General features: G+C 34.3%; 17 protein-coding genes. 10 read left to right on the top strand and 7 right to left on the bottom strand.

The features are described from left to right. Nucleotides 1–20 precede the first annotated feature (20 nt). From BK577_RS01145 to BK577_RS01130, 4 genes are all read left to right on the top strand, one after another. Entirely contained in the window at nucleotides 21–1,127 is a 1,107-nt protein-coding gene (locus BK577_RS01145; protein WP_078431236.1) for a 3-dehydroquinate synthase II domain-containing protein, read from the top strand. Nucleotides 1,128–1,145: 18 nt separating this feature from the next. Then, entirely contained in the window at nucleotides 1,146–1,910 is a 765-nt protein-coding gene (locus BK577_RS01140) for a 2-amino-3,7-dideoxy-D-threo-hept-6-ulosonate synthase (RefSeq protein ID WP_078431235.1), read from the top strand. Between the two features lie 8 nt (nucleotides 1,911–1,918). Then, nucleotides 1,919–2,110, top strand: coding sequence for a hypothetical protein (locus BK577_RS01135; protein ID WP_078431234.1), 192 nt, complete (start codon nucleotides 1,919–1,921; stop codon nucleotides 2,108–2,110). A gap of 126 nt (nucleotides 2,111–2,236) precedes the next feature. Beyond that, entirely contained in the window at nucleotides 2,237–2,860 is a 624-nt protein-coding gene (locus BK577_RS01130) for a CAP domain-containing protein (RefSeq protein ID WP_078431233.1), read from the top strand. A gap of 161 nt (nucleotides 2,861–3,021) precedes the next feature. Here BK577_RS01130 and BK577_RS25835 read toward each other — a convergent pair whose 3' ends face one another. Then, nucleotides 3,022–3,192, bottom strand: a complete 171-nt coding sequence (locus tag BK577_RS25835) for a hypothetical protein (protein ID WP_169908053.1) — start codon at nucleotides 3,190–3,192, stop codon at nucleotides 3,022–3,024. Between the two features lie 121 nt (nucleotides 3,193–3,313). Further along, complete coding sequence (locus tag BK577_RS01125) at nucleotides 3,314–3,529, bottom strand: alpha/beta-type small acid-soluble spore protein (protein ID WP_026560765.1); 216 nt, start codon at nucleotides 3,527–3,529, stop codon at nucleotides 3,314–3,316. A 237-nt stretch (nucleotides 3,530–3,766) separates the two neighbouring features. Between BK577_RS01125 and BK577_RS01120 the strand changes: the two genes are divergently transcribed. Together BK577_RS01120 and BK577_RS01115 are read left to right on the top strand one after the other, a co-directional pair. After that, nucleotides 3,767–4,561: an alpha/beta fold hydrolase gene (locus BK577_RS01120; protein WP_078431232.1), complete on the top strand. Its 795-nt coding sequence runs from the start codon at nucleotides 3,767–3,769 to the stop codon at nucleotides 4,559–4,561. A 123-nt stretch (nucleotides 4,562–4,684) separates the two neighbouring features. Beyond that, nucleotides 4,685–5,734, top strand: a complete 1,050-nt coding sequence (locus BK577_RS01115; protein ID WP_078431231.1) for an aldose epimerase family protein — start codon at nucleotides 4,685–4,687, stop codon at nucleotides 5,732–5,734. Between the two features lie 35 nt (nucleotides 5,735–5,769). Here the strand turns inward: BK577_RS01115 and BK577_RS01110 are convergent, their stop codons facing one another. Then, on the bottom strand, nucleotides 5,770–5,985 hold the full coding sequence (locus BK577_RS01110; RefSeq protein WP_245823405.1) for a hypothetical protein: 216 nt from the start codon (nucleotides 5,983–5,985) through the stop codon (nucleotides 5,770–5,772). Between the two features lie 102 nt (nucleotides 5,986–6,087). Beyond that, nucleotides 6,088–6,870, bottom strand: coding sequence for a hypothetical protein (locus BK577_RS01105; protein WP_078431230.1), 783 nt, complete (start codon nucleotides 6,868–6,870; stop codon nucleotides 6,088–6,090). A 160-nt stretch (nucleotides 6,871–7,030) separates the two neighbouring features. Between BK577_RS01105 and BK577_RS01100 the strand changes: the two genes are divergently transcribed. The 3 genes from BK577_RS01100 (at nucleotide 7,031) to BK577_RS01090 (ending at nucleotide 10,519) form a co-directional block, all read left to right on the top strand. Next, nucleotides 7,031–7,654, top strand: coding sequence for a hypothetical protein (locus tag BK577_RS01100; protein WP_078431229.1), 624 nt, complete (start codon nucleotides 7,031–7,033; stop codon nucleotides 7,652–7,654). 193 nt (nucleotides 7,655–7,847) lie between these two features. Then, on the top strand, nucleotides 7,848–10,193 hold the full coding sequence (gene helD, locus BK577_RS01095; RefSeq protein ID WP_078431228.1) for an RNA polymerase recycling motor HelD: 2,346 nt from the start codon (nucleotides 7,848–7,850) through the stop codon (nucleotides 10,191–10,193). Between the two features lie 2 nt (nucleotides 10,194–10,195). Next, on the top strand, nucleotides 10,196–10,519 hold the full coding sequence (locus BK577_RS01090) for a hypothetical protein (RefSeq protein ID WP_078431227.1): 324 nt from the start codon (nucleotides 10,196–10,198) through the stop codon (nucleotides 10,517–10,519). 27 nt (nucleotides 10,520–10,546) lie between these two features. On the opposite strand, the gene BK577_RS26285 is transcribed toward BK577_RS01090, so the two are convergent. Together BK577_RS26285 and BK577_RS01085 are read right to left on the bottom strand one after the other, a co-directional pair. Then, complete coding sequence (locus BK577_RS26285; RefSeq protein WP_218970486.1) at nucleotides 10,547–10,672, bottom strand: anti-repressor SinI family protein; 126 nt, start codon at nucleotides 10,670–10,672, stop codon at nucleotides 10,547–10,549. Between the two features lie 144 nt (nucleotides 10,673–10,816). Next, nucleotides 10,817–11,575, bottom strand: coding sequence for an NADPH-dependent oxidoreductase (locus tag BK577_RS01085; protein ID WP_078431226.1), 759 nt, complete (start codon nucleotides 11,573–11,575; stop codon nucleotides 10,817–10,819). A 109-nt stretch (nucleotides 11,576–11,684) separates the two neighbouring features. Between BK577_RS01085 and BK577_RS01080 the strand changes: the two genes are divergently transcribed. Continuing rightward, on the top strand, nucleotides 11,685–12,488 hold the full coding sequence (locus tag BK577_RS01080) for a glycerophosphodiester phosphodiesterase (RefSeq protein WP_078431225.1): 804 nt from the start codon (nucleotides 11,685–11,687) through the stop codon (nucleotides 12,486–12,488). A 31-nt stretch (nucleotides 12,489–12,519) separates the two neighbouring features. Here the strand turns inward: BK577_RS01080 and BK577_RS01075 are convergent, their stop codons facing one another. Beyond that, nucleotides 12,520–12,705: a hypothetical protein gene (locus tag BK577_RS01075; RefSeq protein ID WP_078431224.1), complete on the bottom strand. Its 186-nt coding sequence runs from the start codon at nucleotides 12,703–12,705 to the stop codon at nucleotides 12,520–12,522. Between the last annotated feature and the right edge of the window lie 60 nt (nucleotides 12,706–12,765).

Below are 12,765 nucleotides of genomic sequence, written 5' to 3'. Positions count from 1 at the left end.
TTTGGAAGGAGTAAGGATAGATGCAACAAAAAGCTAGGCAAGTATGGTATGACGGAAGAGGAGTATCAGTAGAAAATATGGATGTGTGGGAACTAATCAACCATTCACCAATTGATAAAGTGTTGGTATCTCTACAACAACGTCAAGAAGGTTATTTTCCTCAAAAAATGACGTTCATGACTGAAGTCGAAAACAGTGAACAATTAGAGGAAGTACCTGCTGGAGATGTCATTTTTTCTAATAAGGAAGAGGTACTAGCAGAAGCGAAAAAACAAGGGTTTCAAACATGTATCTTTTATTCTGTTGATAATAGAGAAATGTTAGAACGCTGCTCAAGAGAAGCAAGTGAGTATAATTTTGCGGCTGTTGACTTTGATTTACCGACAAATATTCCATTAGAGTTAATTATTGCCCGTTTAGAGGAAAGCAATACTGTCCTTTTAAGAGCAGTAAATACAGCAATCGATACAGAGATCGCTTATGGAACACTTGAAAAAGGTAGTGATGGCGTATTATTTGCTACATCAAATGTTAGTGAAGTGAAAAGATTAACTGAATTTATGTCAAAACAAAGTTTACCAAACCTTGAATTGCACCCATTGGTCGTAACCGAGGTGATGCATGCAGGGATGGGTGTCCGTGCTTGTATTGATACTACTGGCATTATGACCCAGGATGAGGGAATGATCATTGGATCAACTTCTGGTGGAGGAGTATTCGTTTGTTCTGAAACTCATTACCTTCCTTATATGAATTTAAGACCATTTCGTGTAAACGCTGGTGCTGTTCACTCATATGTATGGCAGCCAGAGGATGCAGCTGAATATTTAAGTGATTTAAAAGCTGGAGATAAGGTGTTGTGTGTGAATACAAAAGGTGAAACTCGTGTGTTAACAGTTGGGCGTATAAAAACAGAGGTTCGTCCGATGTTGCTCATCAAAGGAAAAGTAGGAGAGCGTGAATTAAACGTAATCGTACAAGATGACTGGCACATTCGTATTATGAGTGCAGACGGAAAACCGCGTAATGCTTCTACAATACAACCGGGTGATGAATTATTATCATATATTTGTGAACCAGGAAGACACGTTGGTGTAAAAGTAAGTGAAACAATTATCGAAAGATAGAACATTGGAGGAATCAGAATGTCCGGAAAAGAAATTCGTCTAAAGAAGCTTTACCATCATTCCGACAAACTACTCATTGTCCCGATGGATCATGGAATTACGATCGGACCTGTTACAGGGTTAACAGATATTAACAAAACAGTTGAAGCTGTATTCGATGGTGGTGCAGATGCTGTTGTCGTTCATAAAGGGCTTGTTCGATATTTAACAGATGCAATTGGTTCAAACAAAGGTGAACTTATCATTCATTTATCAGCATCAACAGCTTTAGCTCCAGAATCTCAATCAATGCGAAAAGAACTTGTTTCTTCAGTAGAGCATTCGATTCGATTGGGTGCAACTGCTATTTCAACACATGTAAACCTCGGATCCCCTTTCGAAGCCGAACAAATAAAGGATGTTGGTTTAATTGCTGAAGAATGTGATAAGTGGGGCTTGCCTTTATTAGCTATGATGTATGTTCGTGACGGTTCCAGAGTGCATGAATTTGACCCGGACCGAATCCGCCATGCTGCACGTGTAGCCGAGGAGCTTGGAGCAGATATTGTGAAAGTCAATTATAGTGGTTCATCTGAGACATTCAAACAAGTCGTTTCCGGGGTGAAAATTCCTGTGTTAATCGCTGGTGGGGAAAGACTATCATCAAACGATGATTTAATCACGATGATTGACGATGCGGTAAATGCTGGTGCAAGTGGAATCTCAATAGGTCGAAATATTTTTCAAGATGATGATCCAAAGAAATTATGTGAAAATATCCGATCTATTTTAAATCAATCATGAGGTGAAATATGGAGAAACAACAATTCACAAACGAAGCAATTGGTAACTTATCAAAGAAAATCGCAGAGTTAAAGAAACAAGGAGCATCAGGTGACAAAATCCAAGGTGCTGTATTCGATATGCTACGTGAACTTGGAATAAATATCCCTTTAGAAAAATTACCGGAGAATTTTAGAGGCGAAAAAGATCAAAATGAATAACAAAGAATCGCTAAAAAAATGATTAAGTAGGAGAGATTGGACCATAGTCTGATCTCTTTTTTGTATGGTTTTAAGAAAATTAGCCAAACTAACATGGGAAAAAACAAAAAATTGGAGGAAAACTATATGTTAAAAAAGCTTTTTTTAGCAACATTTGTCTTATTTATGGTGATCCCTTCTATATCACATGGGCAAATTAAAACCTTTAAAGAACCGCCATTTGAATTTTACAAAGTATCAAAAGGTGATACTTTCTGGTACATAGCCCAACGATATGGGTTAGATTATCAGAAGTTAATGGAATTAAACCCTAACGTTGAACCAAGAAATATGCATGTGGGAGAGGTAATCCGTCTTAAACCTTCAGCTAAAAGTGTTAGCAGCTTCCAAGAGCAAGTTGTTCAACTAGTAAATCAAGAGCGTGCAAAAGCAGGATTAAGACCTTTAACACATCGAGCGGATGTGAAAAATGTAGCTCAGAAAAAAGCAGAGGACATGATTAATTCAAATTACTTCTCACACACAAGTCCAAATTACGGATCACCTTTTAATATGTTAAAAACATTTGGAATTAGCTACTCGTATGCAGGAGAAAATATTGCAAAAGGTCAAAAAACTCCACAAGAAGTAATGAATGCCTGGATGAACTCATCAGGTCATCGTGCAAATATTTTAAAACCTGAATTTGATGCAATCGGAGTAGGGTTCTATCATGGTGCATGGGTGCAAATGTTTATTAAGGGTAGATAAGTATAAAGTAGGAAAAATCCTCTTCTATTATAAGAAGAGGATTTTTGCCGATTTGTGAAGTTTTATGTCTAATAGTAATGAAAAAACAAAATCGAAGATAATTCAAAATGTTAAAAAAGGCAGCCATTTTATAACACTGACTGCCCAAAAATCAACTTGTTTTATTTAAAAACATCTCGTCCATCCGCTCCTACTGAGTCATCAGTATTTGTTCGGGAATTAATCTCTTCATCATTTTTATATATTCCATGTGAAGGCTGTTTAGAGCCGAGATATTGCGATTTATGTTTTGCTTCAGTCTTTATAAATTCATCAAAATTTTCGTTAACCATTAACTCCACTCCCTTTTTCAATTAATAGAGGCTTTATTAGGGTGTCCAATCAGAATGTTTTCATGACAAACCAATAAAAAGAGCACCGCTGCATGCGATGCTCTTAGCCAATTATATTTAATTAAAATCTACCAGTTCCGCCGCTCATTTGTTGCTGAGCCATAGATACTAAGCGTTTTGTAATTTCGCCACCAACAGAACCATTTGCACGAGATGTTGTTTCGCCACCAAGATTTACACCGAATTCACTTGCGATTTCGTATTTCATTTGGTCGATCGCTTGAGAAGCACCAGGTACTACTAATTGATTAGAATTGTTGTTACTGTTGCTGGCCATAATAAATCCATCTCCTTTTAAAAATGTATTGTGTGGTGGGTTAGGGTGGATTTGCACCATCCATTAACCATCTAGGTTAACCCTTAAAAAAATTATTTGCTTTTGTTGATATTTAATATAACTCGGTTACAAATTATTTATTCAATGATTGTGTATGAAAGTTTTTCCATTAAAAACGGGTAATTCGTTGTTGTTCTAGGAACACTACAAGTAAAAAATATTTAGGAGGAAAAGTTTATGCCTACCGTAGAATTAGAAAACGGACAAAGCATAGCCTATGATGAAATTGGAGAGGGTGTGCCGATTGTTTTTATTCACCCACCAGGTATGGGTAGACATGTTTTTTATTTTCAAGGAAACCTAGGTCAAAGTATGAGATTGATCATACCTGATTTATCAGGACATGGTGATAGTTCACGTGTTGAACCAGTTGATAATTTGGTGAAGTATTATGCAGAAGAAATAATCTTACTCTTAGATAGATTAGGAATTGATTGTGCTATTGTTTGTGGGTATTCTGCAGGAGGGATGATAGCGCAGTATATGAGTATTCATTACAAGGAACGAATGAAAGGGCTTATTTTATTTGGAGGATATCCAGCTGTAGTAGATCCACTATTTCAATTAGAGCATAAAACAGGAATGTATCTTGTTAGACATCATCGTGATTTCCTTTGTAAATTGTTAGCAATAAGTCATACAAAAAATAAGTATGTGAGAAAATTGCTTGTGGAGCATATGCGGAAAGCTCAAAAGGAAGCATGGTATAACTATTATTTCGATGTCTTAAATTGTAATCTTATGAAAGAACTTAAACATATCTCTGTCCCGGCTTTAATCATTGATGGATCAAAATCAGAATTAACGAATACCTATCATACTTTTTATAAAAAAAGAATAAAACACCTCCGTGTTGTAATCATTAACAAAACAAATCATCAAGTTCCAACAAAAAGATGGAAGATAGCAAACAAAGAGATCGAATTATTTTGTGGAAAAATTCAAATAATGCAGGAAAAGCAGAATGAATGATTAATTATATAGGTTAGTGCATCTTTGACTTTATTGGAGGAAAACGCTGTCAAATAATGTGATATAATGGTTTAGATATCATCTGATATAAAGATAAGACTGTTAAGAAAGAGGAGAGATATTGTGAAGGTTGTAAAAGAAGTATTTGGAGAGTTAAATGGGGAAAAAGTCTACTCTTTTACGTTAGAAAATCGTAACGGAATGAAAGTATCATGTATCACGCTCGGATGTATTATCACAGACGTTATCGTACCAGATAAGAATGGTAAATTGGAGAATGTAGTACTTGGGTTTGACAATGTTGAAAGTTACATAAAAGATTCTCCTTATTTTGGAGCTGTTTGTGGACGTGTAGCAGGGAGAATAAGTAACGGGCAATTTGAACTAGATGGCCAAATATATGAATTGCCAAAAAATGATGCTAATAATCATTTACATGGCGGGCCAGAAGCCTTTGATAAAAAGCTTTGGGATGCTCAGGAAATAAATGATATCGACGCAGTAGGTGTGGAGTTCTCCTATGTTAGCAAAGATGGTGAGAACGGGTATCCAGGAAACTTATCTGTTAGAATTACATACACTTTAAACGAGCAAAATGAGCTTTCTATTACATATCATGCAACAACTGATAAAAAGACAATAGTTAATTTAACAAATCATAGCTATTTTAACTTAAGTGGAGATCTAAAAGATGATATTTTATCACATAAATTACAAGTGAAGAGTAGTGAAATCCTTGAGTTAAATGCCAATGTGGTACCGACTGGAAAGTTTATGAATGTTACAAATACACCTTTTGATTTTAATACTGGGAAGAAGATTGAGGAAGCAATATCTTCAACTCATGAGCAAATTCAACTCGTAGGTCAAGGTGTGGACCATCCATTTCTTTTAGATGACCATCAAAATGAAGAAATTGTGTTAATCGATGAAAAGAGTGGAAGAAAGCTAATCGTGGAAACAGATCAACAAAGTGTTGTCATATACACAAGTAATATGCTCGAGGAGCCATTTGATATTAGAGGAACAAAGGCTAGAAGGTACATGGGTGTTTGTTTGGAAACGCAAGGTCTTCCTGATTCAATAAATCATCCACAATTTTCACCATGTATTTTGGATACTGGGGAAGAGTACAAGACATCCACAACTTATAGATTTAATGTTTTAAAATAAAAATCAAGCCCCTCAAAAAACGAGGGGTCTTTTAGTTAATCCTCATACGGATATGAAACACGAATACTGTCAATTGTACCAGGTTCATCCTGTATCGTGTTTAATGACTCCATATATTTCTCAAACTCTTTTTGTACATCTGCCGGGGCTCCTTCTTTTAAATGCCAATTTCCGGGCTCATCAACGAAAAATTTACTATTCATAAAATCAGGTTTTTTTATAGTTATGAGAATCCCTCCATTTATCTTCATTATGTTTAGCTTTTACCGAATTGAAGGGATAAACTCAAATTTTCAAACTGTAAAATTTTAAAAGGGCGATAAATTCCTAACCAGTATTTCAAAAAAGGTTATTTACCTGCTAATTGTTGTTTCTTTTTCCTTTTTATCAGATGATTGGTTGTCATTATTTCTTGTTGAAGCAGATCTATTAAAGAAATGGGCAAAATAACCTGTAATTTGCCGGTAGTTTTCTTCTATTTTTTCTACAACAAAACTAATCCTTTCAAAAATTGTAGATCTTAAGCTATCCAGTTCACGAGATGTTTTTAAATTGATGGCCTCCTGCTGATCAATGCGATCTAATATTGTTTTATGAAATGTTTCTTGAATTTCAATTGTTTTTAAAATTTGGTCATTAATTTCTTTTTGACTTACTAATTGTTTATTTACATTAGAATGTTGTTCTTTGAATTGATCAATTTTGTTTACAAGCTGATTCATAGCAGTATCCTGAAGCGTAAGTTGATCAATTATTGCTTGATTTATTAATCCTTCCTCTTCATATTTTTTTAATATATCCTTGTTAAATGAGTCGATCGCCGTAAATTTTTGGAAGAACAATTCGTTAGCTTCCTCTTGCTTATTAATGTTTTCGAGCAATGGAATTGTTCGATTTTCCTGATCAACGAGTTGTTTTGTTAATTGGTGAAAATGCTTTTGTTGTTCATGTTTTGTTTTATGAAGTAAAGAATTTAATGAATTAGAAGCATTTTTAAGTTCTCCGTTCATTGTTTGTTGATTTTTAATAAACTCTTGTAAATAATTCTTCCTAAATGTCGGTTGATTGGATGTTGCTTCTACCTTCGTTGGTTGTTTGTATAGAAGTGGATTTTGTTGATTTTTTATATAGACCAATGAAACTCACTCCTTTCACTTTTTTTTAAAAATGATGTTAATATCATATGTGTGAGCAGGGCTGTTTGATAAGTTTTTTTTTGAACGAACAAAAAAATGTAAAGAGAAGCAGAAAGAAGGACATACTACAAATGAAAATAAGTAGAAGGTGGTATGGAGAATGAGCATGGAGTGGTTTGATCGTGTTAGTAGTGAACTTCAAGATCATTTAGAATCGATATGTGAAAAGTACGATCAAGAAGGAAATATGTCAATCGATCGTGGTGCAAAGCACCCACGGATTGAATTTTTTATTGAAACAGATGATGATGATCGAGAATATTTTTGCACTCTGTTCTTCGACCCTTATAATGAGGAATTCTATTTTGAAACATTTGATTTTGAGTATGAGCAAACCACAAGGACAATTTTAGCCGATATTGAAGAAATTATTGAAGCAGTCCATGAAAGCTTTCATGTGTACATAAATGATGAGGTAGAAGATGAAATTGATGATGATGGGTTAGATGAGGAAGAAACAGATATTTTTGAAGAAATTGATGTGGAGTGGGAAACTCCTGAAGTAACAGCATTTATTTATGAAGATGAGGTAGAGGTCACTTATCAGTTTGGCATTGTTCAAGAAACAGGTGATGGGGTGCTGCGACGCGTAAACCGCATTAAAACAGAAGATGATGATCTTATCAAAGATGAAACAAATTTTATTTTCAGTAAAGAAGAGGCAAGCACAATTATTGCAATGATTGCTAGTCATATGGATTCTTTGTCTGAATTTGAGCTGTAATGAATATGCTGAACAATATAAGATGTTTTAAATGAATGTATTCATTTTTAGCATCTTTTTTCTTTTTATCTGGTCCTTTAGTGGAAGTTTTTGGGCTTCAAAAAGATAATGTTAATAGAAACATAAGAGAATGTAGGAGTTTTTAAAGGACATATCGAACTAATAATAGGTATGTTATGAAGGGCGGGGTTATATGGATTCTTTTGAAGAAGCTAAAAAAATGGAACAAGAAAGAATTGATTTTATATTACATAAAATAAAAGCTGATTTAATCGCTTTAACAGAAAAAACGTCAACTGTTAAAACAGATATAGTGTCAATGCGCAAAAACTTTTGGGAAGATGTTACGGTAAATCTTGATGATGCAGTTGAAGCAAGCGAAACAGCAGCAAGCATCAAACAGCAAGCGGAATTTTTATCTGAACAGGAACACCGTCATAAACATCTTCACCGAGATCTAAATAACCTGCAGAGATTAATGGACACCCCTTATTTTGCAAGAATTGATTTTCTTGAAAAAGGTGAGCAAGTGATTGAAAGCATTTATCTTGGAATTGCCTCTTATATAGATCGAAAAACCGATGAATTCCTTATCTATGATTGGCGAGCTCCGATTTCCAGCCTTTATTATGACTATTCTCTTGGTCAAGCAGAGTTTAAAGCACCAGGTGGCACTGTTAAAGGTGAACTTACTTTGAAAAGACAATTTATCATAAAAAACGCTGTTATTAAAGGGATGTTTGATACAGGTATTACGATAGGGGATGAGTTGCTGCAGGAGGTATTAGGGAATCAATCAAATACACAAATGAAAAGTATTGTAGCAACAATTCAACAGGAGCAAAATCAAGTGATTCGTAATGAAAAGGGTAAGTTACTTATTGTTCAAGGTGCTGCGGGGAGCGGAAAAACATCTGCAGCTCTGCAACGAGTAGCGTATTTATTGTATAAATATCGTGAAACCCTAGAGGCGGAAGAAATCCTTTTATTTTCTCCAAACCTTATGTTTAATAGTTATATTCGAAATGTGTTACCTGAACTTGGTGAAGAAAATATGCAACAAACAACATTTCAACAATATCTTGAGCATTTTTTGGCAAAGGACTTTGAGGTAGAAGATCCGTTTACACAAATGGAATACATGCTTACAGCTACTAGTGATGATAACTATGATATAAGACGGTATTCAGCAAAGTTTAAATCATCCTTTCAATATATGACATTAATTAATCATTACCTTGAGCATTTAAGTGAAGAGGGGCTAGTTTTTCATGACATTATTTTTAGAGAAGAACTGTTAATATCCTCAGAGCAAATTAAATCACATTTTTATTCAATAAGTAAGACAATTTCTACACCAAATCGCATAAAGCTTGTGACGGATTGGCTTCTAGGTGAAATAAAGAAGATTGAAAAAAGAGAACGGAAGAAGGCTTGGGTAGACGAAGAAATACAGTATTTAAGTAAAGAAGAATATCAATTTTACTATGAAAAGTTAAGTAAACAAAAGCGTTTTACACAAGACACCTTTGATGATTATGAAAGGGAACAAGAAATGCTTCGAAAATATGTTGTCAAACGTCATTTAAGTCCAGTAAGAAAACTAATCAAGTCTCAAGCGTTTCTAAATATGAAAAAAATGTATGAGCAAATTTTCGAACTTGACCCGAAGACTTTTCTTGGAGGAGAAACATTAAATCTTTCAATGGATATATGGGAGGGAGTTAGTTCATTTACTTTAAAAGTGTTAAAACGTGATAGACTGCTTTATGAAGATGCAACACCTTTTTTATATTTAAAAGAGAAGATTATTGGATTTCAAGTGAATACGAGTGTTAAATATGTGTTTATTGACGAGGCACAGGACTATTCAGCCTTTCAATATGCTTTTATTAATCACTTATTCCCAAACGCACGACTAACAATTTTAGGGGATATGAATCAGGCAATTTATGCTCATAACTCTCAGTCCGGTATAGATGCATTAAAAGAACTTTTTCCAGATGTACGGGCTGAAACCATTATCCTAACGAAAAGCTATCGCTCAACAAAACCAATTATTGAATTTACTCGTGAGCTTTTAGAAAATGCAAAATCCATCATTCCCTTTAACCGCGATGGAAAAAAGCCGATAGTGATCGAAAAAGATAATCAGGAAGATTTACTTAGAGGAATCATTGAAAAAGTGAAATATTTTCAACAATACAAGACGGTTGCGATCATATGCCAATCCGCTCAGGAAGCAGAGGTTGTTCATAAGAAATTACAATCACAGTTAGAGGTCCAATTAGTAGATAAACGTAGTAATGAATATAATGAAGGTAATGTAATCATTCCTGCTTACTTGGCAAAAGGTATTGAGTTTGATGTGGTCATTATTTATGATGGTTCAGATGAGGTTTACGGGAGTGAACAAGTAAAAAACCTTTTTTATACTGCTTGTACAAGAGCTATGCACGAACTGGTTATATTCTCAAGGGGCAACATTTCTTCATTAGTGGAAAATGTACCAAATCATCTGTACACAAAGGAGTCGTAGTATTGAATGAAGAGAATATGGAAATTATTGCAAATATCCGATATGTGAAGGTAACTAGGGTTATTGAAGACAACGTTCAAAATCATAAGGAAGAGGAACATGTTATCACGTTAACAACAAATGAAATTGAAACCACATGTGATACTTTTTCCCTTGCAGAAGTATTAGATATTTCTTTCCGTGATTTTTCACAGGAACTTGGTCTTTTATATCTTCATACAACAAAGGGTATGTATTCCTATACTGTAAGAATAAATCCACAAATTTTTATGAAAAAATTTAAAGAAGTAAAGGAATGGAAAAAAAACGGGACAAATTCTTTATGAAATTGTCCCGTTTATATTTTTACTTGTTCATTTTTTCAAGGCTTTTCTCTTAATAAAAAGTGAGAATTCTTCTTTACTAACACCGGATTTCATCGCTTCGTTAATAAGGAGAATTATTTTATTATCGATATTCATTTTTTTCTGATCAGTCAAGTGATCCCACCCCCATAATAATATGTAAAGAATCTTAATACTTTACCCACAAGTATAAAAGGTGAAACAGAAATTTATATTTTTTTAAGTTACTATCAAGGCGTTTACAAAATGAAAACTGCCAGCTTTCCGGCAGTCTATTACTTATTTCAAATCCTTACAAACAAAACCTTGTTGATGCAGCATTTTGGGAACGTCTGGATATTGATTGTTATAATGCTTTTCTTGATAAAATTTAGATATTCTATATGACCAATTATTTTCGTGTTTTCCATTTGTCCTTTTTAGTTGATGTTGTTTGAATATCTCATTATATGATTTAATATATTGAGTCTGATTAGAATTGTAATTTTCGTCATGTCGAAATGCTTCTTTTGGAAGTCGTGGGTTTAGTCCAGGGTCTTCTGACGGATAACCAACACATAAACCTGCAATTGGAATAACATATTTGGGGATTTCCAACAGCTCAATGACACCTAATGGATTTCTTCGTATGCCACCAATTGGAACTGTACCCAGCCCAATTGATTCTGCAGCAACTATAGCGTTGCTCATGGATATCCCAACATCAGTTGCCCCAACAAGTAATGCATCAGTATCGTTTACTACTTCAAATGACATACCTTCCAGCTCACTTGCCAGTTTTGCACGATAAAAGTCAGCACAAAATACTAAAAAAACAGGTGCCTGCCTAATATGCTCCTGATTTCCACAATAAGAAGCTAATTGTTTTTTTTTATCCTGATTTTTGATCACAATAACAGATACTTGCTGTCCATGTATCCAAGTAGGAGCAGCCTGTGCCGCTTGGAGAATGTCTTCTAAATGTTCTTCTTCAACAGGTTTATCCTTGTATTGACGAAAAGATCGATGACTTGTTAAAGTATTTAGTACTTCGTTCACTAAAGATACCTCCTAGAGAATGATCTTACTATTAACTTTACTTGAAATATAAGTGAGTTTCAAAGATTTAAGTTAATAATAATTACAATCCTTTAAAGGTGTGAAAAGTATGAGTAAAAAATTCTTTATTCTAAATCATTTCAGTAAAATAAAAACTCTTCCAATAGGCGGCGAAAAGAAGGAGAGTGGAAACAAGCTAGTTGTAGCCCATCGAGGGGCTTCAGGCTATGCTCCAGAGAACACGATGGCTGCTTTTGAAAAAGCATTACAAATGAAATCCGATTATCTCGAAATAGATATACAAATGACCAAAGATGAAAAATTGGTTGTTATTCATGATCCAACTGTAGATCGAACAACGAATGGAACAGGTGAGGTACATCAATATACATATGAAGAGCTACGTAACTTAGATGCAGGGGGCTGGTTTCATAAAAGATTTACCGGTCAATACATTCCAACCCTGGAGGAAGTAATAGAAACATACAAAAATAAAATGGGTTTACTGGTGGAAATTAAGAATCCGGTCATGTATCCGAACTTAATCTTAAAGTTGGAAGAAGTAATGAAAAAATGTAATGTAAACCGTCCTATAAATAATGAAATTATCATACAGTCATTTGACTTTGAATGGCTGGAGACATTTCATAAATCCTTGCCGAATATACCACTTGGACTATTAGTGAAATATAGAGTTCATGGAATATCAAAGGTTCAATTAAGAGATTGGTCTTCTTTGGTACAATACATTAATCCAAATAAAGCATTAATTACAAAGAATTTGGTTAAACGAATTCATTCATACGATATGAAAGTTATGCCGTATACAGTGAGAGATAAAAAGTCAATTAAAAACCTAATAGATGCAAATGTGGATGGAATTATTACTGATTTCCCGGATTATTTTACTTAGATGAAGGTGGCATTCAGGGAATCCCTGAATGTCAAAGATTTTCTTGTTGTTGGCCAATTTCCTTCTCTGCAATGATCGAATTTGCTACTTCTTGCTGTTTATGTTTGTTTACTGAATCGCCATTACTATTTTTTAGATTTGGAAATGTGCTGTCTGTTTGAATTGTAATGTTTTCATCTTTTGGAGCGTTCGTTAAGTACTTTTCTTTGTTTTCCATAAACAATCCTCCTTCTTATATGACACAGATTAAGTTTTTCTTATCATACATATCCTTTTC

It is taken from the genome of Metabacillus halosaccharovorans, from assembly GCF_002019635.1.
GTDB lineage: Bacteria > Bacillota > Bacilli > Bacillales > Bacillaceae > Metabacillus > Metabacillus halosaccharovorans.
Note: the sequence above shows the minus strand (reverse complement) of the source record. Positions and strands in the feature narration are given on the sequence as shown.

Excerpts from the sequence above, each read along its gene's own strand:
- BK577_RS01100 (WP_078431229.1), top strand. The coding sequence starts at position 7,031 with ATGAGCATGGAGTGGTTTGATCGTGTTAGTAGTGAACTTCAAGATCAT.
- BK577_RS01135 (WP_078431234.1), top strand. The coding sequence starts at position 1,919 with ATGGAGAAACAACAATTCACAAACGAAGCAATTGGTAACTTATCAAAG.
- BK577_RS01145 (WP_078431236.1), top strand. The coding sequence starts at position 21 with ATGCAACAAAAAGCTAGGCAAGTATGGTATGACGGAAGAGGAGTATCA.
- BK577_RS01130 (WP_078431233.1), top strand. The coding sequence starts at position 2,237 with ATGTTAAAAAAGCTTTTTTTAGCAACATTTGTCTTATTTATGGTGATC.
- BK577_RS01110 (WP_245823405.1), bottom strand. The coding sequence starts at position 5,985 with ATGAAGATAAATGGAGGGATTCTCATAACTATAAAAAAACCTGATTTT.
- BK577_RS01080 (WP_078431225.1), top strand. The coding sequence starts at position 11,685 with ATGAGTAAAAAATTCTTTATTCTAAATCATTTCAGTAAAATAAAAACT.
- BK577_RS01125 (WP_026560765.1), bottom strand. The coding sequence starts at position 3,529 with ATGGCCAGCAACAGTAACAACAATTCTAATCAATTAGTAGTACCTGGT.
- BK577_RS01075 (WP_078431224.1), bottom strand. The coding sequence starts at position 12,705 with ATGGAAAACAAAGAAAAGTACTTAACGAACGCTCCAAAAGATGAAAAC.
- BK577_RS25835 (WP_169908053.1), bottom strand. The coding sequence starts at position 3,192 with ATGGTTAACGAAAATTTTGATGAATTTATAAAGACTGAAGCAAAACAT.
- BK577_RS01120 (WP_078431232.1), top strand. The coding sequence starts at position 3,767 with ATGCCTACCGTAGAATTAGAAAACGGACAAAGCATAGCCTATGATGAA.
- BK577_RS01140 (WP_078431235.1), top strand. The coding sequence starts at position 1,146 with ATGTCCGGAAAAGAAATTCGTCTAAAGAAGCTTTACCATCATTCCGAC.
- helD (WP_078431228.1), top strand. The coding sequence starts at position 7,848 with ATGGATTCTTTTGAAGAAGCTAAAAAAATGGAACAAGAAAGAATTGAT.